This is a genomic window from Cellulomonas pasadenensis, from assembly GCF_047229365.1.
Taxonomy (GTDB): domain Bacteria; phylum Actinomycetota; class Actinomycetes; order Actinomycetales; family Cellulomonadaceae; genus Cellulomonas.
Genome location: NZ_JBFTEP010000046.1, coordinates 1 through 16858, shown reverse-complemented (window position 1 = coordinate 16858; position 16858 = coordinate 1). Strand labels below are relative to the sequence as shown.

Annotated in this window: 15 protein-coding genes; 8 read left to right on the top strand and 7 right to left on the bottom strand. The window is 75.2% G+C overall.

All coding sequences use genetic code 11. The annotated features are described in order from the left end of the window. Window positions 1–1289: 1289 nt before the first annotated feature. The 5 genes from cls to AB6N23_RS08675 all read left to right on the top strand — a co-directional run bounded on the left by cls (window position 1290) and on the right by AB6N23_RS08675 (window position 5601). The gene (gene cls, locus AB6N23_RS08695; RefSeq protein ID WP_412865695.1) at window positions 1290–2789 is read left to right on the top strand and encodes a cardiolipin synthase; all 1500 of its coding nucleotides are present in this window, start codon (window positions 1290–1292) and stop codon (window positions 2787–2789) included. 121 nt (window positions 2790–2910) lie between these two features. After that, window positions 2911–3252 carry a YciI family protein gene (locus tag AB6N23_RS08690; RefSeq protein WP_412865694.1) on the top strand — a complete coding sequence of 114 codons (342 nt, stop codon included), beginning with the start codon at window positions 2911–2913 and terminating at the stop codon, window positions 3250–3252. 124 nt (window positions 3253–3376) lie between these two features. Continuing rightward, on the top strand, window positions 3377–3973 hold the full coding sequence (locus tag AB6N23_RS08685; RefSeq protein ID WP_412865693.1) for a sugar O-acetyltransferase: 597 nt from the start codon (window positions 3377–3379) through the stop codon (window positions 3971–3973). Window positions 3974–3975: 2 nt separating this feature from the next. Continuing rightward, the gene (locus tag AB6N23_RS08680; protein ID WP_412865692.1) at window positions 3976–4563 is read left to right on the top strand and encodes a TetR/AcrR family transcriptional regulator; all 588 of its coding nucleotides are present in this window, start codon (window positions 3976–3978) and stop codon (window positions 4561–4563) included. A gap of 279 nt (window positions 4564–4842) precedes the next feature. Then, entirely contained in the window at window positions 4843–5601 is a 759-nt protein-coding gene (locus AB6N23_RS08675; protein ID WP_412865691.1) for a phosphotransferase family protein, read from the top strand. A gap of 76 nt (window positions 5602–5677) precedes the next feature. On the opposite strand, the gene AB6N23_RS08670 is transcribed toward AB6N23_RS08675, so the two are convergent. The 5 genes from AB6N23_RS08670 to AB6N23_RS08650 all read right to left on the bottom strand — a co-directional run bounded on the left by AB6N23_RS08670 (window position 5678) and on the right by AB6N23_RS08650 (window position 10979). Beyond that, entirely contained in the window at window positions 5678–6079 is a 402-nt protein-coding gene (locus AB6N23_RS08670; RefSeq protein WP_412865690.1) for a pyridoxamine 5'-phosphate oxidase family protein, read from the bottom strand. Window positions 6080–6129: 50 nt separating this feature from the next. After that, window positions 6130–8589, bottom strand: a complete 2460-nt coding sequence (locus AB6N23_RS08665; RefSeq protein ID WP_412865704.1) for a glycoside hydrolase family 65 protein — start codon at window positions 8587–8589, stop codon at window positions 6130–6132. 38 nt (window positions 8590–8627) lie between these two features. After that, window positions 8628–9395 (bottom strand): HAD family hydrolase, encoded by a 768-nt coding sequence (locus tag AB6N23_RS08660; protein ID WP_412865689.1) that lies wholly within the window; start codon window positions 9393–9395, stop codon window positions 8628–8630. A 106-nt stretch (window positions 9396–9501) separates the two neighbouring features. Further along, window positions 9502–10158, bottom strand: coding sequence for a hypothetical protein (locus AB6N23_RS08655; RefSeq protein ID WP_412865688.1), 657 nt, complete (start codon window positions 10156–10158; stop codon window positions 9502–9504). After that, on the bottom strand, window positions 10155–10979 hold the full coding sequence (locus AB6N23_RS08650; RefSeq protein ID WP_412865687.1) for a haloacid dehalogenase-like hydrolase: 825 nt from the start codon (window positions 10977–10979) through the stop codon (window positions 10155–10157). The genes AB6N23_RS08655 and AB6N23_RS08650 overlap by 4 nt, the downstream gene beginning before the upstream one ends. A 209-nt stretch (window positions 10980–11188) precedes the next feature. Between AB6N23_RS08650 and AB6N23_RS08645 the strand changes: the two genes are divergently transcribed. Together AB6N23_RS08645 and AB6N23_RS08640 are read left to right on the top strand one after the other, a co-directional pair. Continuing rightward, complete coding sequence (locus tag AB6N23_RS08645; protein WP_412865686.1) at window positions 11189–12634, top strand: amino acid permease; 1446 nt, start codon at window positions 11189–11191, stop codon at window positions 12632–12634. Window positions 12635–12643: 9 nt separating this feature from the next. Continuing rightward, window positions 12644–13114 (top strand): GNAT family N-acetyltransferase, encoded by a 471-nt coding sequence (locus tag AB6N23_RS08640; protein WP_412865685.1) that lies wholly within the window; start codon window positions 12644–12646, stop codon window positions 13112–13114. A 9-nt stretch (window positions 13115–13123) separates the two neighbouring features. Here AB6N23_RS08640 and AB6N23_RS08635 read toward each other — a convergent pair whose 3' ends face one another. Next, the gene (locus AB6N23_RS08635; protein ID WP_412865684.1) at window positions 13124–13609 is read right to left on the bottom strand and encodes a MarR family winged helix-turn-helix transcriptional regulator; all 486 of its coding nucleotides are present in this window, start codon (window positions 13607–13609) and stop codon (window positions 13124–13126) included. Window positions 13610–13647: 38 nt separating this feature from the next. Then, on the bottom strand, window positions 13648–15240 hold the full coding sequence (locus tag AB6N23_RS08630; RefSeq protein ID WP_412865703.1) for a BCCT family transporter: 1593 nt from the start codon (window positions 15238–15240) through the stop codon (window positions 13648–13650). A 213-nt stretch (window positions 15241–15453) separates the two neighbouring features. Between AB6N23_RS08630 and AB6N23_RS08625 the strand changes: the two genes are divergently transcribed. Beyond that, window positions 15454–16858 (top strand): threonine/serine exporter family protein (locus AB6N23_RS08625; protein WP_412865683.1); only part of this gene is annotated, 1405 nt, incomplete at its 3' end.

Genomic DNA, 16858 nt, shown 5'->3' with positions numbered 1-16858 from the left:
GGATGACACGGGTGGAGGCGATGAGTGCCGCCGTGCAGTTGGAGCTTGCTGTCGCCGGGAGGGGGGTGGGCCCTGAGATCGAGGACGAGATGACCCCCGCACCGTCGACCCGAATCGTCGAAATGGCGCACTACTAGGACATGAGCGTCGCCTGCCGGGCCTGCCGGGCCTGCCGGGCTTACCGAGAGGGCCCCATCGTGGTGAGCGTGGCCGCTGCGTCGGACAGCGACGCCATGCGGAGTATCGATTTCAGGGACGGGACGGTGGGGGCTACTCGGGGAACGCTCTGGCGGGCTTGCGCCCAGGACGTTCTCCGTGACTCGCGGAAGTCGCCGCGGCTCGTAGAGGGCGCTTGCTGTGCCCGCCTGCACTCGTGCGTTGGCCTCTGGCCGCGCACACTGGACACTTATTGGACACTTATGTGCGCCGAGGGGCCTCCAGGAGCCTCGAGACGCGCAGAGTGCTGCCAACGCCGGTCCTGGCATCGGAGCAGGTCAGCGTGTGAACCGTCGAGCGGCGACGAGTTTCGTCGAACGGTCGACGCGGTCGCCGTGTTTCAGGGGGTCAGGGGTTCGAGTCCCCTCAGCTCCACCGAGACCGCTGGTCAGAGGCCACGCCGGGATCCCGAACACAGGAGCCCGGCGTGGCCACTGGTCTTTCATCGGACGTCTCGAGGCCCAGCACCGGGTCGTCGCGGCGTCGTCTCGGGCCGCTTCCGCGCGGGGGACCGTTCGGCGGACGCCCGCGGGCACGGACACCGATGTGACGTAGCCCGCGTAGGCGATGATGACCGAGGTCGCCGCGTCCCTGTCCGTCACGCCGAACGCGCTGTACGACGTGCACTCCAGGCGACGCGGACCGCGCGGCTCCCGGGTGGGTCGGCAGCTGCGCCTGCGGCCGGCGGAGGTCGCGACGTCGGTCGCCGGTATGCAGGCCGCGGACGGACGCCGTCGTCCACCGCGCGCTCGTCCGTGAGCCCCGGTCGTCCGCGGACCGCCGTCGGCACGTCCGGGACGTCGCCGTCGCCGACCTCCTCGTCCCACGTCTGCAGGTGACCCCGTCGTCCGCGCGCCTGACGGGAGACCCGTCCCGCATGCAGCCGGCTGGCGCCCACGTCGTGGGGGCTGCACCGCCGTCCGCCGGCTTCCCCGCCGGGCGAACGGCACTGGCGCCCAGCGAGCACCCGCCGCTACGCGTCCGAGGCGAGCAGCCGCGGCCGACCGGATGCGGACCCCACGTCGACGTGCGCCCACCGCGGGCCGCCGGTCCGCGCTGCGTAGGGTGCGGGCATGAGCGTGCAGCCCGTCCTCTCCGCGCTCCCGGACGGGTGGCCCGAGTGGGCGGCGGCGGTCGTCGTGGTCGTCGGCGTGCTGGTGGGCCTGGTCGCCGCCGCGCTCATCGCCGACAACCGGCGGCCCTCGTCCGCGCTGGGCTGGGTGCTGGCGGTCGTGCTGGTCCCGTACCTCGGGCTCGTGGCGTTCCTCGCCATCGGGAGCCCTCGGCTGCCGCGCGGCCGGCGGGAGAAGCAGCGGCGCTTCGACGCGCGGGTCCTGGAGCAGCTGACCGACGGGGCCCCCGTCCGTCTCACGCCCACCGACGAGCAGCTGCCGGCGCTGCGCACGATCCACACGATGAACCGGCGGCTGGGGGCCATGCCCGTCCTGTCCGGCAACGCGGCTGATCTGCTGGAGGACTACGTCGGGTCGCTGACCGCGATGACGGCGGAGATCGACGCCGCCGAGCGGTTCGTGCACGCGGAGTTCTACATCCTCGCGCTCGACGTCACGACCGAGCCGGTGTTCGCGGCCCTGGAGCGTGCCGCCGCCCGCGGGGTGACCGTCCGCGTGCTGTTCGACCACCTGGCGAGCCTGCGGGTGCCGGGGTACCGGGCGATGGTGCGCCGCCTGCGGTCCTCCGGTGTGCTGTGGCGACGGATGCTGCCGGTGTGGCCGACCTCGCGCGAGCTCCTGCGGGTCGACCTGCGCAACCACCGCAAGATCCTCGTCGTCGACGGCACCGTCGCCTTCACCGGCAGCCAGAACGTCGTCGACGCCGCGTACGGCAAGCGCAGCAACCGGCGCCGGGGCCGGCGCTGGGTCGACGTCATGGCGCGGTTCACCGGCCCGGTGGTGACCGCGCTGGACGCGGTCTTCGCGGCGGACTGGTACAGCGAGACGGGGGAGCTGCTCGACAGCGGGCCGAGCGCGCCGGCACCGCGGCCGGCGCCCGACGGGGCAGGGCTGCAGGCGCAGGTGGTGCCGAGCGGGCCGGGCTTCGAGCAGGAGAACAACCTCCGGCTGTTCGTGTCCCTGCTGCACGCGGCCCAGGAGCGTGCGGTGGTCGTCAGCCCGTACTTCGTCCCCGACGAGTCGCTGCTGCTCGCGATGCGCAGCGCGGCCGAGCGCGGCCTGACCGTCGAGCTGTTCGTCTCCGAGCGGGGCGACCAGCGTCTGGTGCACCACGCGCAGCGCTCGTACTACGACGCGCTGCTGCGGTCCGGGGTGCGCATCTGGATGTACCCGCAGCCGTACGTGCTGCACGCCAAGACCCTGAGCGTCGACGACGAGGTCGCGGTCATCGGCTCCTCCAACCTCGACATGCGGTCCTTCGAGCTCAACCTCGAGGTCTGCGTGCTCGTGCGCGGGGCGGGGTTCGTGCAGCAGCTGCGCGGGGTGGAGGACCTGTACCGCTCCCGCAGCCGCGAGCTCACCGCGGCCGAGTGGCGCCGGCGCGGGCTCCCGGCACGCACCGCGGACGGGCTCGCCCGGCTCGCGAGCGCCCTGGTCTGAGGCCGGCGGCAGGGCGCCCGGCGTGGCTGCTCCCCGAGGTGGTCCGGCGTCCCTGTCGATCTCGGGGAGGCTCGCGCGTCAGGGTGGAGTGCCACACGGGTGGCCGGACCGGAGGAGCGACATGACGCAGTACGCCATCTACTTCCACCAGCAGTGGGTCGGGGACCACACGGCCGAGTGGTTCCGCTCGCGCGTGGAGCCGAGCACGGCGGTCGTCCGCGAGATGGAGGCCGCGGGCGTGCTGGTGTTCGCCGGCGGGCTCGAGGAGGACCTGGCCGACGCGTTCAGCGCCGACGCGCGGAGCGGGACCGTGGAGATCACCGACGGTCCGTACACCGAGACCACCGAGTACCTGGGCGGCATCACGATCATCGACGTGCCCGACCGGGCGACGGCCGAGATGTGGGCGGGCAGGGTCGCCGAGGGGTGCGGGTGGCCGCAGGAGGTCCGGGTCGTCCGGTAGGCCACGGGGACCGGAGCCGGTCGCCGGCGGTGGGCGTCTCGCGGTCCGCGTGCTCCTGCCGCCCGCGAGGACGACGACCGGTGACGGCACGTCCACGACCGTGCCGTTGTGTACGATCGAACACATGACGGAGCGCGACTACTTCGCGGGCGACCCGCGCACGAACCGCGAGCGCATGCTCGCCGGTGACCTGTACATCGCCGACGACCCGGAGAGCGAGCGGATCGCGCGCGAGGCGATGCGGTTGGCGTACGAGTACCACCGCGCCGAGGCGGCCGGCGAGCCGGACGCGCGCGAGCACCTCGTGGCGCTGCTCGGGTCGCTGGGGGAGGGCGCGTACGTCAAGCCGCCGCTCGCGGTCGACTACGGCGAGAACATCCGAATCGGCGCCCGTACGTTCGTCAACTCGAACCTCACGGCGCTCGACGTCGCGGCCATCACCATCGGCGAGGACTGCCAGATCGGCCCGAACGTGCAGCTGCTGACCCCGACCCACCCGGTCGACCCCGAGCCGCGCCGGGACAAGCTCGAGGCGGCTCGACCGATCACCCTGGGTGACAACGTCTGGCTCGGCGGCGGGGTGATCGTGTGCCCCGGCGTGACGATCGGCGACAACACCGTCGTCGGGGCGGGGGCGGTCGTCACCAAGGACCTGCCCGCGGACGTCGTCGCGGTCGGCAACCCGGCACGCGTCGTGCGTGAGATCGGCGAGGACGGTTGACCGTGCACCCCGACGCAGGCCCGGGTCGACGTCGCCGCTTCGACCCGGAACGGCGGGACCGCATCGTCGACGCCTGCCTGCAGGTGATCGGCGAGGTCGGTGTCACCGGCGCGTCGACCCGCCGGATCGCCGCGGCGGCGGACGTGCCGCTGGGCTCGATCAGCTACCACTTCACCGACGTCGACGAGCTGCTCCGCGCGGCGTTCGAGCGGTTCGCGCACCGGGTCAGCGACCGGTTCGAGGCTTCCATGGCCGGCGCCACGACCGTGGACGAGGCGCGGCGGGCGGTGGTCGCGCTGATCGACGTCGGCGTGCTCGCCGACCCCCACGAGCTGGTCCTGACCCATGAGCTGTACACGCTGGCGGCCCGCGACCCCGGGTACCGCGAGCTCACCCACGCGTGGATGGCACGCAGCCGCCACGCCCTCGAGCGTCACTTCGACCCGACGACCGCCCGGCTGCTGGACGCGCTGATCGAGGGGCTGACCATCCACCGCGCGCTCGACACCGAGCCGCACGACGCGGGCCAGGTCCGTCGCGCGGTCGACATCGTGACGCGGCACGCGCTCGCCGCGCACGAACCCGCCTGAGCCCCGGCTGCGGCACGAGCCGCGGCGCGACGAGCTCGCCGCCCCGCAGCACCGTCGCCCCCCACCTGTCCCGGATCGACGCGACGAGCGGCACGACCTCGTCGCGCTCGTCCGGCAGGCGCTCGTCCGGCCGGGGCGGCAGCGGCCGCCGGGCTGCTCGGGCTCCGGCGCGGTCCGCCGGCACGGCGATGGAAGCGGTCGGTGGTGCACTGCCACCCCGCCCGCGACCGCCGAGGAAAGCCCTGTGGACGGCGCGGGGACCGCTGACACGATGGCGCCATGACGACCGAGGGCATCCCTGACGTCCACGTCGTCGTCGCGCACCGGGCGCGAGCGACGCTGCGGGTCGGCGACGTCGTCGTGAAGGTCGACCCCGACCGGGCCGGCATCGACGCCGAGGTGGCGGCGATGGCACTGGCGCCGGTACCCACGCCGGAGGTCCTGTGGCGGCACCACCCGGTGCTCGCGATCGGGCTCGTGCCGGGCACGGCGCTGGGGACGTACGGCCACCCGTCGCCGGTCGGCCCCGGCGGGTGGACCGCCGCGGGCGCGGCGGTGCGGGCGCTGCACGACGCCACCCCGCTGCCGCCCTGGGGTGGCCGGTCGCTCGACGACCTCGCCGTGCGCCTCGACGAGGCGTGCGCGTGGTTCGTCCGGGACGGGGTCGTCCCCGTCGACGTCCTCGAGCACAACCGCCGGCTGGCTCAGCGCGTGCTGCGGCCCTGGACGCCCGTGTTCGCGCACGGCGACCTGCAGCCCGACCACGTCTTCGTCCTCGACGACCGGGTCACCGGCATCATCGACTGGTCCGGCGCGGGGCCGGGCGACCCCCTGCACGACCTCGCGGTCCTCACGCTGGGCCACCCGGAGCACGTCGACGACGTCGTCGCCGGGTACGGCGACGACGTCGACCTCGACGTGCTGCGGGGGTGGTGGTCGTACCGGTCCCTCACGGCGATCCCGTGGCTGGCCGAGCACGGCTTCGGCCCGGTCGAGACCTACCCCGAGACCGCGGTGCTGCTCGCCGCGACGCACTGACGCGACGCGGAGCCGGGAGGGCTGCCTCGCCGAGCACGCCCGGGGCCCGTCGCACCGGCCGCCCGGGCACGTCCCGTCACACGAGGTCGCGCGACGACATCACCCGGTCGACGGCGAGCCGCAGCACCACCCGCTCGACGCCCGCGGTCGGCGGGCGGTAGCGCTCGGCGTACCGCCGCAGCGCGTCCTCGACCTCGGCCGCGTCGTCGACGACGGTCATCGTCCCCTCGAGCGTGAGCCAGCGCCGGCCGTCGACCTGGCAGAGGGCGGCGCGGGCCGGGGCGTCGGTGCCGCCGCGGCGGGCGTTGCGGGCCTTGACGGTGCCCGGCCGCGTCGTCGTCCGCGCGACGCCCGCGCCGGCGTCCCACGTGAAGGCGACCGGCACGACGTGCGGCGTCCCGTCCGCCCGCAGGGTCGTCAGCGTCGCGAGGTGGCGCTCGGTGACGAAGGCCAGCTGGTGGTCGGTCAGTCGCAGCACCGGGCGAGCGTACGACCGGGCCCCCGGGGTGGTCGCGACCGGGCCGTCGCTCACGCGTTGCGTCCCGTCTGGTGCGGGACGGACGCCGTCAGCACCGTCCCGTCGGGACGCCGGGTCCCCAGCCGGGCCGCCGGGTCGGGGACGCCCTCGATGCGCGGTCCCTGGTCGGCGAGCGGCACGACCACCGGCTCGGCGCCGACCTCGACGTCCTCGCCGCGCACCCGGACCGTCAGCGCCGGCCCGTCCTCGACGACGAGCTCGAGCGCGTCGGCGCGCAGCCGCACCCGCAGCCGGCTGCCGCGGACGGCGAGGCGGTAGCCGAGCCCGTCCCAGGACGCGGGCAGGCGCGGGTCGAAGGAGAGCACGCCGTCGTGGTGGCGCATGCCGCCGAACCCGCCGACCAGCGCGGACCACACCCCGCCGGCGGACGCGACGTGGACGCCGTCCGACGCGTTGGCGTGCAGGTCGGCGAGGTCGACGTACAGCGCCCGGTGGAAGTAGTGCAGCGCGAGGTCCTGGTAGCCCACCTCGGCGGCGATGATCGACTGCACCACCGCGGACAGCGTCGAGTCGCCGGTGGTGATCGTGTCGTAGTACTCGAAGTCCGCCCGCTTCTGCTCGGGCGTGAAGTCCGCGCCCTGCAGGTACAGGGCGAGGACGACGTCGGCCTGCTTGAGCACCTGGAAGCGGTAGATCACGAGCGGGTGGTAGTGCAGGAACAACGGCCGCCGGTCCTCGGGCGTGCCGGCCAGGTCCCACACCTCGCGCTCGTGGAACTGCGAGTCCTGCGGGTGGATGCCGAGGTGCGCGTCGTACGGGACCGCGAGCGCGTCGGCCACGCGGTCCCACTCGTCGGCCTCCTCCGCGCGGAGGTCGAGGCGTGCGCACTGCCGCTCGAACCACTCCGGTCGCCGCGCCGCGACGTCGCGGACCGCCTGGGCGGCCCGTCGCAGGTTGGAGCGCGCCATCACGTTCGTGAACAGGTTGTCGTTGACGACGGTCGTGTACTCGTCGGGCCCGGTCACCCCGTGGATGTGGAACGACTGCTCGCCGTCCCCGCGCCAGAAGCCCAGGTCCGCCCACAGACGCGCGGTCTCGACGAGGATCTCGAGCCCCTCGCGGTCGTTGAACTCCTCGTCGCCCGTCACGTCGACGTACGTGCCGACCGCGTACGCCACGTCGGCGTCGATGTGGTACTGCGCGGTGCCGGCGGCGTAGTAGGCCGACGCCTCCTCGCCGTTGATCGTCCGCCACGGGAACAGCGCCCCGTCCTGCGTCATCTCGCGCGCGCGGCGACGGGCGGCGGGGAGCATCGTGTGCCGGAACCGCAGCGCGTTCCGCGCCACCTGCGGGGTCGTGTACGTGAAGAACGGCAGGACGTAGATCTCGGTGTCCCAGAAGTAGTGGCCCTCGTACCCGGACCCGGTGACGCCCTTCGCGGGGATGCCGTTGCCCTCGGCACGGGCGGCCGCCTGCGCGAGCTGGAACAGGTTCCAGCGCACCGCCTGCTGCGCCTGCGGGTCGCCGTCCACCTGGACGTCCGAGCGGCTCCAGTACGCGTCGAACCACGCACGCTGGTCGGCGAGCAGCGTGTCGACGCCGTCGGTGCGTGCCCGGTCGAGGGTCCGCCGGCAGCGGTCGGCGAGCTCGCGCGCGGGGACGCTGCGGGACGTGTGGTACGCCACGTACTTCGTGACCGTGAGCGGCCGGCCCGGCTGCGCCCGCACGCGCACGACGAGCTTCGCGTCGTCCGGCCCCAGCTCGACGTGCTGCTCGTGCTCGCCCGCCGTGCTGACCTCGTGGTCCGCCGCGACGGCGAGCGTCATGCGCGACCGGGCGCAGCGGTAGCCCAGGACGATCCGGCCGTCCTCGTCCCGGGCGAGCCGCGGCTCGAGCACCCGCCCGTCGAGCGGCCGGCCGCGGCGGGGGTCGTCCCGCACGGGCGCCGTGCCGGTCGCGCGCGCCGAGTACTCGTCGGCGCCGTCCTCGCGGTTGATGACGTGCGACGAGACGACGACGGGCGCCGGCGCGTCGAGCACCGTCACCTCGAGGGTCATCACGGCCAGGTGCCGGGACGTCGCCGACACCATGCGCCGCGACCGGACCCGCACGCGGTTGCCGGACGGCGTGCGCCACACGAGCTCGGTGGTGAGGACTCCGCCGGCGAGGTCGAGGGCACGCTCGTACGTGACCAGGTCGGCGACGTCGAGCACGAGCGGCTCGTCGTCGACGTACAGGCGCAGCACCGTGGCGTCGGGCGCGTTGACGATGGTCTGCCCGACCTCGGCGAAGCCGAACGCCTCCTCGGGGTGGCGGATCGGCCACGTCTCGTGGAACCCGTTCACGTACGTGCCGTGCGCGTGGCTGGGGCGCCCCTCCGCCGTGGTGCCGCGCATCCCGAGGTACCCGTTGCCGACCGCGAAGAGCGTCTCCGTCGTCCCGAGGTCGTGCGTCGCGAAGGACGTCTCGACGAGCCGCCAGGGCTCCACCGGGAACCGGACGCGGTCCATCGGCGGCGGTGCGCCGTGCAGGTCGGCCGGCGACGGCGTCACCGGCCCACCAGGTCGGTGAGGTCCGCGACGACGACGTCCGCACCGGCGGCCCGCAGCGCGTCGACCCCGGCGCCGCGGTCCACGCCGACGACGGCGCCGAACCCGCCGGCCGCGCCGGCAGCGACGCCCGAGACGGCGTCCTCGAGGACGACCGCCCGCTCGACCGGGGCGCCCAGCAGCCGCGCCGCGTGCTGGAACGTCGCCGGCGACGGCTTGCCCGGCAGTCCCTCGCGGAGCGCGACCAGCCCGTCGACGACCACGCGGAACCGCGGCGTCAGGTGCGCCGCGTCGAGCACGGCCCGGGCGTTGCGCGAGCTGGACACGACCGCGCACGGCACGCCGCGCTCGGCCAGCCGGTCCAGCAGCACGACGGCGTCCGGGTAGGGCGGGACGCCGTCGCCGAGCAGGCGCAGGAAGTGGTGGTTCTTGGCGTCGCCGACCGACTGCACGGTGTCGGTACCAGGGGCGGAGTCGGTACCGGGCACGGTGTCGGTACCGGGCCCCGTGCCGGTGCCGGGCTCCGCGGCGGGGCCGCCCTCCGGCAGCACGACGCCGCGCGACGCGAGGACGGCGCGGACGGCGTCGTAGCGCGGACGGCCGTCGACGAAGCGGAAGTAGTCCTCGTCGCCGTACGGGGGCGTGATGCCCCGCGCGCGGAACAGCGCCGTGAACGCCGCCTCCCACGCCTGCATGTGCACCCGCGCCGTGGGGGTCAGCACCCCGTCCATGTCGAACAACGCGACGTCGTACCGCTCCCAGTCCATGCACGCTCCCCGTCGACGGTGGCGCCCACCGTAATCGCGGGCGGCGCGGCCGTCCTGGTGAGCGGCACGGCGGCGCGCGCGGTCGGCAGGGGGCGTCCCGGCGGGCTCATCCCCCCGCGCGGGTCGGTCGGGGGAGCGGTGCGGCGGGAGCGCCGCCGGGGGTGGGCGGCCGCAGCCCGAGCGAGCGCAGCTCGAGCGTCGCCAGCGCCCGCACCGCGTCGGGGTCGCCACGGCGCCAGGCGTCCGCCGGGTCGGGGCCGACACGCGCCAGCCGCGTCACGGGCTGCGTGGCGAGGGCCCGCAGCGCGAACAGGTCGAGGTCCGCGGCGGAGTCGAGCAGCCGCGCCGCGGCGCTCGCCCGCCGTGCGAACGACACCCGCGCGCGCAGCCACGCGACCACCACGACGAGCACGGGACCGAGCGCCACCGCGACGGCCACGGCCAGCGCGAGGCGCGCCGCGCCGTCCTGCACCTGGACGCCGGCCGCGGCGATGGACCCGGCGGCGCCGCCGGCGGCGTCGAACGGCGCACGCGCCTCGTCCCCGACGACGGGGACGCGCGCGACCGACTCCCCGGCGCGGCCGAGGCTGTCGCGCAGCGACGTGCCGGCGTCCTCCAGGGTCCGCCCGGGGGCGCCGAGCCGGCCGACGACGTCGTGCAGCCACCGCGCCACCCACACCCACCCGGCCACCCACGCGAGCACGACGAGGTCGCCCACCACCTGCCGGGCGCGTCGGCGCCCGTCCTGCGCGTAGAACCTCATGCGGCACATGGTGGTGCCTGCCACCGTCCCCGCGCAGCGCGGGACGTGTGGCGGGGGAGCCGCGTGGGCGACCTGCGGTCCGGCGACGGGTGCCGCGCGGCGCGGGCCCGCCGTGGCCTCACCAGCGGACGTCGTCGAGGACCCGGCAGGCGGCCATCGCCCGACGCGTGCGCGCGCTCGCGTTGACGAGGACCACACCGGCGAACCGCGCGCGCGAGCGGCAGGTCCGACGCCGAGTCGGTGTGCAGCACGGCGTCGTCGAGCCGGATCCCCGCCTCCCGCAGGCGGCGCACCTTCACCTCGCCGACGACGTGCTCGACGAGCCGAGGGCGGCGCGTGAACGCGATCCGGGACGCGACGAGGACGTCGGGGTCGAGGCCGGCCGCCCGCAGGTACGTCCGGGCGAGCAGCTCCTCGGTCGCGGTGACCACCACGACCGGCCCCCGGCGTGCCGCGGCGTCCCAGGCCTCCCGCGCGGCGGCGGAGGCGTTGCCCGCCGACACCAGCGCCGCCGCCACCGCGCCCACCACCGCCTCGTACCGCTCGCGCGACAGGCGGCCGAGCGCGAGGCGCACGAGGAGCCGGTTCAGCGCCGGTCGGGCGGCACCGTGCGGCGGGAGCACGCGCGCGAGCGCGACGAGCACGACGACGGCGGGCAGCCGGTGCGGACGGCGGCGCAGCCGGTGGGCGACGACGGCGCCCATGGTGTCGCGGCGGCTGAGCACGCCGTCGAGGTCGAAGAGCGTGACCGCCGGCGCCGTGCCGTCGTCGCGACGACCGTCCGGGTCGTCGTCACGGTGCGAGCCGGTGGCGCCTGGCATGCCGTACCTCCGTGTACGCGGTCGGTCGGCGTGCCGCACGGTCGCCGTCCGGAGGGACAGGAGGGTAGCGCGCACCGCACCGCACCCCGCGTCCTGCGCAGGCCCGCCGCTCCGGTGGACGCCCCGCCCGTCGGCTGCCAACCTCGACAGCGAGGCGTCCGACGGCGCTCCCCGCGTCCGCCACCGCCGGTGCCAGGGGGGAGACGCACATGCCGTTGTCGAGGGAGCCCGGCTCGATCTGGCGGCGGATGCCGGTCGAGCGCATCGAGGACGTCGAGGAGCAGGGCGGCGCCGGCCGGCTGACCAAGAGCCTGGGGCTGTGGCAGCTCACCGCGATCGGCGTCGGCGGCATCATCGGGGTCGGGATCTTCTCGCTCGCGGGGCTCGTGGCGCACGGGGACGCCGACAACCCGGGCGTCGGCCCCGCGGTGCTGGTCTCGTTCCTCATCGCGGGGCTCGCGTCCGCGGCGGCCGCGCTGTCCTACGCGGAGTTCGCGGGGATGGTCCCGCGCGCCGGCTCGGCGTACACGTACGGGTACGTGGCGCTCGGCGAGATCGTCGGGTGGTTCATCGGCTGGGACCTGCTGCTGGAGTACATCGCCATCGTGGCGGTCGTGGCCATCGGGATATCCGGCTACCTCGAGGCGTTCCTCGCCGGGTTCGGGGTGCACCTGCCGGACGCGGTCACGGCCAGCGCCGAGGAGGGCGGCGTGGTCAACGTGCCGGCCGTGCTCGTGTGCCTGCTCGTCACGTTCATCCTCAGCCGCGGCACGCGCACGTTCGGGCGCTTCGAGCTCGTCGCCGTCGCGATCAAGATCCTGCTCATCCTGTTCATCGTCGGGCTCGGCATCTTCTACGTGGACACCGGCAACTACAGCCCGTTCATGCCGAACGGCTTCGGCCCGGTGCTCACGGGCGCCGCGACGGTGTTCTTCGCCGTGTTCGGCTACGACGCGATGTCGACGGCGGCCGAGGAGGCGGAGGACGGCCGTCGGCACATGCCGAAGGCGATCATCCTGTCCCTCGTCATCGCGATGCTGCTGTACGTGGCGGCGACGCTCGTCCTCACCGGGCTGCAGGACTACGAGGACATCGACCCCACGGCGGGCTTCGCGTCCGCCTTCCAGAACGTCGGCCTGCCGGTGGTCGCGAGCATCATCTCGGTGTTCGCCGTGCTGTCGATCCTCACGGTGATGCTGACGTTCCTGCTCGGCGTGACGCGCGTGTGGTTCTCGATGAGCCGCGACGGGCTGCTGCCGACGTGGTTCGCCGGGGTCGACCGGCACGGCACCCCGCAGCGCGTCACCTGGATCGCCGGGGTCGCGGCGGCGCTGCTCGCGGGCGTCTTCCCGATCCGCGCGGTCGCCGACCTGACGAACATCGGCATCCTGTCGGCCTTCGTCGTCGTCTGCGTCGCGGTCATCCTGTTCCGCCGCACGCGCCCCGACGCGCCGCGCTCGTTCCGGCTGCCCCTCATGCCGGTGGTACCCGCGCTGGGTGTCGTGGCGTCGCTCTTCCTCATCCTCCAGCTGCACTGGGAGACGTGGCTGCGGTTCGGCGTGTGGCTCGTGATCGGGCTCGTCGTCTACTTCGCCTACGGGCGGGGGCACTCGCTGCTCAACCCGGACAGCCCGCACCACGCGGGGCGTCGCTAGCCTGGCGCGGTGACCCTGCGGATCCGTCCCTACCGCGACGACGACGCCGGACCGACCCTCGACGTGTTCCTCGCCGCGGTCCGCGTCACCGCCGCGGCCGACTACACGCCCGAGCAGGTCGCGGCGTGGGCGCCCGACGACGTCGACCCCGCGGCGTGGGTGGCCCGGCGGGCCGCGTCGCACACCGTCGTCGCGGAGGTCGACGGCCGCGCCGTCGGGTTCACCGACGTCGACGCCGACGGCTACGTCGACATGATGTTCGTCGACCCGTCGGTGGGGCGCTCGGGCGTCGGCTCCGCGCTGCTCGCGTGGGCGCACGACGAGGCGCTGCGGCTCGGCGCGACCGCGCTCACCACGCACGCGAGCGTCACCGCCCGGCCCTTCTTCGAGGCCCACGGCTTCGTCGTCGAGCGGGAGCAGCACCCGGTGCGGCACGGGGTCGCGCTGACGAACTACGCGATGCGGCGCGCCCTGCCCTGACCGTCGGGCTCAGTCCGGCGGGGTCATCCGCCCCTCGGGGTCGAGCCGGCGCAGCATCGCGGCCGTGATCCGGGTGAGGTGCCCGACGTCCTCGGGGGTGAGCGCGTCGACCGTGAGCGCCCGGGCGGTGCACACGTGCCCCGGTGCGGCCGCGACGACCGCCGCCCAGCCCGCGTCCGTCAGGTGCGCGTCGGTCGCGCGCCGGTCCTGCGGCGAGCCGGCCCGCTCGACCAGCCCGCGCTGCTCGAGCCGCTTCGCGACGTGCGAGAGCCGCGGGAGCGTCGCGTTGGTGCGCCGCGCGAGGGCGGTCATGCGCAGCGTGCGTCCGGGCGCCTCCGACAGCATCGCGAGCACCTGGTACTCGAAGTGCGTCAGGCCGGCGTCGCGCTGCAGCTGCTGGTCGAGGCGACCGGGCAGCAGCTCCGCGACCGCCACGAGCCCCAGCCAGGCACGCCGCTCGCCGGGGGAGAGCCAGGGGGTGTCGTCGTCCGTCACCGGGGGAGCGTAGGTGGCCGGGCGCCCGGTGCGCGGCCTCAGCCGGCGGGGCGGTCCTCGCGCGGGGTCGCCTCGCCCTCGCGCACGCGTGCCGCGACGTCCTCGACGAGCCGTTCCCGCAGCACCCGGCGCTCCGCGCGCACCAGCGCGGTGTGCTCGCGGTGGAGCGCGCGGCCCGTGGCCACGGCCATCCCGACCATCACCACGCTGAACGGCAGGGCGATGAGGATCGCCGCCGTCTGCAGGGCGACGAGGCCGCCCGCGACGAGCAGGCCGATGGCGAGCACGCCCGACAGCGCGGCCCAGGTGACCCGCATCCAGCGACGTGGCTCGGGGTCCCCGCCCGACGCGAGCATCGCCACCACGAGCGACCCCGAGTCGGCCGACGTCACGAAGAACAGCGCCACCAGGACGATCGCCACGACGGCGAGGACCGTGCCGGCCGGCAGGCCCGCGAGCAGGTCGAACAGCGCGTTCTCCGGGACGACCGTGCCGTCCGCCGGCACGAGCCCGCCCTCGCCCTGCAGCTCGCGGTGCAGCGCGCTGCCGCCCAGCACGGAGAACCAGAGGAACGTCACGAGCGTCGGCACGAGCAGCACGCCGCCCACGAACTCCCGGACCGTGCGCCCGCGTGAGATGCGCGCGATGAACGTCCCCACGAAGGGTGCCCACGAGATCCACCAGCCCCAGTAGAACGTGGTCCACGCGGCCTGCCACGCCTCGCCCTGCTCGCCCGCGTACGCGCTGACGTTGAAGGTCATGGGCAGCACGTTGGCGAGGTAGACGCCGATGGACTGCACGAACTCGCGCAGCAGGAAGAGCGTGGGACCGAGCAGCAGCAGCGCGACGAGGAACACGCCCGCGAGCGACACGTTCGCGTTGGACAGCCACTTGAGCCCGCGGTCCAGCCCTGACACGACCGATGCGGTCGCGAGGGCGGTGATGACGACGATGAGCACGACCTGCACGGCGACGGACGGCGACAGCACCCCGACGTGGTCGAGACCCGCCGTGATCTGCAGGACGCCGAGGCCCAGCGACGTCGCCACGCCGAAGATCGTGCCCACGACCGCCGTCACGTCGATCACGTCACCCAGCCGTCCCCGCACGCGGTCGCCGAGCAGCGGCTCGAGCCCCCACCGGATCGAGACCGGACGCCCGCGCCGGTGGATCGCGTGCGCCAGCGCCAGACCCACCACGACGTAGATCGCCCACGCGTGGACGCCCCAGTGCAGGTACGTCTGCGCCATCGCCTGCTCCGCGACGCGCTCCGGCGCGCCCGTCACGCCCGGCTTCGGCGACGCGAAGTGGCTGAGCGGCTCGGCGACGCCCCAGAACACCAGACCGATGCCCATCCCGGCGGCGAACAGCATCGCGAACCAGGTGCCCAGGCGGAACTCGGGCTCGTCGTCGTCGCGCCCGAGCACCGTGTCGCCCCACCGGCCGAGCCCCATCCACAGCGAGAACGCGACGAAGCCGGCGACGAGCAGCACGTAGTACCACCCGAACGCGCCGATCACGTGCGTCTGCACGGCGCCGATCGCCTGCTCGGCCGCCCGCGGGAACGCGATCGCCAGCCCCGCCACGACCGCCACCACGACCAGGGACGGCCAGAAGACGGCGGGGTGCATCCCGCCGGGACCGCGGCCGAAGCGGTGCCCCGGTCCGTCCAGGTCCGTGGGCAGGGAGGTGGTGCGTGCGCTCACCGGGGTCAGCTCCTGTTCGTCGGCGTGGTCGTCGGCGTCGTCCGTCCAGCGTCACAGCGGCCCGTCGGCGGCGCATCCGGGGCGGCCGGGACGGGCGGGTGCGACGGGCGGCCGCGCGCGCCGGGTTAGCCTCGGGGCGTGCGAGCGAGCGGCGTCCTGCGGCGGCTCGTCCGACGGACCGCCGGCGGGCCGCCCGCGGTGCAGGTCGGGCGGCGTGCCCGCGGCGCCGGCTACGACGAGCGGTTCGTGCGGGCGGTGCTCGAGCTGGCGGTCCGCACGGGGGAGGCGATGCTCTCGCTGGGTGCCTCCGCCGGTGACGCGTCCACCGCGGTGGCCCGCGTCGCCCGGTCGTTCGGCGTCGCGTGCGAGGTCGACCTCACGTTCACGGCGATCCTCGTCAACCACGACCCCGGGCCGGACGGCAGCCCCGTCACCGTGCTCCGCGTCGTCGAGACGCGCACCGCCGACTACGGGCGCCTGACCGAGGTCATCGCCCTCGTGCAGGACGTCACCGCGGCGCCCGGCGTCGACCCGGACGAGACGCCGGACGCGCGGGCCGCCCGGCTGGAGGCGGCGCACGACCGGCTCGACGCGGTCGTCGCGCACCCGCACCCCTACCGCCGCGGGCTCGTCACCGTGCTGCTGTCGGTCATGGCCGCCGGCGTGGCCGTGCTGCTCGGCGGCGGCGCGGGGGTCGCCGCGCTCGCGGGCGCGACCACGGCCGTCATCGACCGCGTGCTGCGCCGGCTGGGCCGCTGGGGCATCCCGCCGTTCTTCCTGCAGGCGGCAGGGGCCGCGGTCGCGACGGCGGTCGCGGTGGCGCTGCTCGTGCTCGTGCCGCTGCTGCCGGTCGAGCTGGCGACGCTGCCGCCGTCGCTGGTCGTGGCGTCGGGGATCGTCGTGCTCCTCGCGGGCCTGTCGCTGGTGGGGGCGGCCGAGGACGCCATCAACGGCTTCCCCGTGACGGCCGTCGGGCGGGTGTTCGAGGTGCTCGTCCTCACGCTCGGGATCGTCGTCGGGATCGGCGCGGTGCTCGACGTCGCGCAGCGGCTGGGCGTGACGCTCGACGTCGTCGAGGTGCCGACCGACGTGCTGCCGCTCGGCGTGCGCGCGGCGGCGGCCGCGGTCGTGTCCGCCACGTGGGCGCTCGCGTCGTACGCGCCCGTCCGGGCGGCGGTCGTCGCGGCGGGGGCCGGGGGGCTGGCGCTCGTCGTGCAGGCCGCCCTCGGGGCGGTCGGCGTCGGGCCCGCGGTCGCGGGCGCCGGCGCCGCGCTCGTCGTCGGCCTCGGCGGCGAGCTGTTCGGCGGTCGCCTGCGGGTGCCGCCGGTCGTCACGTCCGTCTGCGGCATCGTGCCGCTGCTGCCGGGCCTGGCGATCTACCGCGGGCTGTTCGACCTCGTCGAGGCGGGCGGGGCGGGGCAGGGCGGCGCCGTGCTGCTCGGCGCCGCGATGGTCGCGCTGGGCCTCGCGGCGGGCGTGAGCCTCGGCGGGCTGCTCGGGCGGCCCCTGCGCACCGGTGCGCGGCGGCTCGCGCGGCCGGCGC